This window comes from Sphingomonas pokkalii (assembly GCF_003096275.1).
Taxonomy (GTDB): domain Bacteria; phylum Pseudomonadota; class Alphaproteobacteria; order Sphingomonadales; family Sphingomonadaceae; genus Sphingomonas; species Sphingomonas pokkalii.
The window spans coordinates 1-1,451 of the sequence record NZ_QENQ01000009.1; the positions used below are offsets into that span (position 1 = coordinate 1).

General features: G+C 62.3%; 1 protein-coding gene. It reads right to left on the minus strand.

Going from position 1 to position 1,451, the window contains the following annotated elements; all coding sequences use genetic code 11:
• Nucleotides 1-273: 273 nt before the first annotated feature.
• On the minus strand, nucleotides 274-1,305 hold the full coding sequence (locus DD559_RS19335; protein WP_116471041.1) for an IS110 family RNA-guided transposase: 1,032 nt from the start codon (nucleotides 1,303-1,305) through the stop codon (nucleotides 274-276).
• Nucleotides 1,306-1,451 lie beyond the last annotated feature (146 nt).

Below are 1,451 nucleotides of genomic sequence, written 5' to 3' on the forward strand. Positions count from 1 at the left end.
CAGATGTGGACGGCCCCTCGCTTGTAGGACACTAGCAGAATTTCTGACCCGATTGTTTGCTATCAGATGTCCGGCCTGTTTACGCGAGTTAACCCCGCTGGCCCAGATGGTGTTCGCTACGCCCGTTCCAAGCACATTAGCGGCATCGGAATGCCAGTGTAACCTTCGGAAGCTCGCGCGTATCGACCAATCGGTCATTCCATCTCATGCGCCCTGCAAGTTCGTTGGCTAACCATCAGGCGGCGTTACTCGCCAGTCGACGCCGACCTCAGGTCAAACCGGGCTGGCGGACAGCGGCCGGTGATACACGCCGCCCGACACCATCAAGCGCCAAGCGATGCGTGCGAACTTGTTCGCGAGCGCAACCGCGACGACCTTCGGCGGCTTACGCTCCAGCATGGCGGCGAGCCACGGCGAGGGCGCGCGCCGACCCGCGCGTATGTGTCGCAGCAGGGCTGTTGCGCCCACGATGAGTGTTGAGCGGAGCGCCGAGTCACCAGCCTTCGTTATGCCTCCGTGCCTCATGCGGCCGCCCGTAGAATGATCTCTGGGTGTCAGACCTATCCAGGCGGCGAAGTCACGGCCTGATCTGAAGCTCTCCGGCGGCGGCGCCTTCATGCTCAGCATGGTCGACCCTATCGGGCCGATGCCAGGAATCGTCGCAACGCGCCGGCTTAAATCGTCCTCGCGGTGCCACCTCATCAGCTTCGTCTCGATCTCGTCGAGCCGCCCCTCGACCGCGGCGTACTCGCGGGCCTGAAACAGGAAAAGATCACGCGCCATCTCGGGGAGACTGGCGTCTTCGAGCACCCGCTCCATCAGCGCTTTGACGTTCTGACGCCCTGCCGGGCCAACAATGCCGAACTCCGCCGCGTAGCTTCTGAAGGCGTTGGAGAGCTGGGACTTCACGCTGACCAAGCGCTCTCGGACGGTCATCAGCATGCATGCAGCCTGGCGCTCGCGCGACTTCACCGGCACGAACCGCATGCTCGGCCGGGTCACCGCTTCGCACAGCGCTTCCGCGTCGGCCGCATCGTTCTTTCCGCGCTTGACGTAAGGCTTCACGTACTGGGGCGGGATCAGCTTCACTTCATGGCCGAACGATTGAAGCAGTCGAGCCCAATGATGGGAGCTCCCGCAAGACTCGATCGCCACCAGCGTGGGCGGTAGCTTCGTGAAATAGCGGATCATCTCCGAACGCCGAAGCTGGCGTCTTACGACCACAGCTTCGTTCTCGTCAACGCCATGAAGCTGGAACACCGACTTGGCGGTGTCCATGCCGATCCGTACTGGTATGTTCGTCATCGTCTTCTCCTCTCATCTGGCTCGCAACGCTAACGCGTCTTGAAGCCGTTGGGATGAGAGACCGTCCACACCAGCACCCAAGGCCGCCTGAACGATGCGGCCCGGGGCCACACCCGAAATTACACCACGTTGACGGACACGACCCG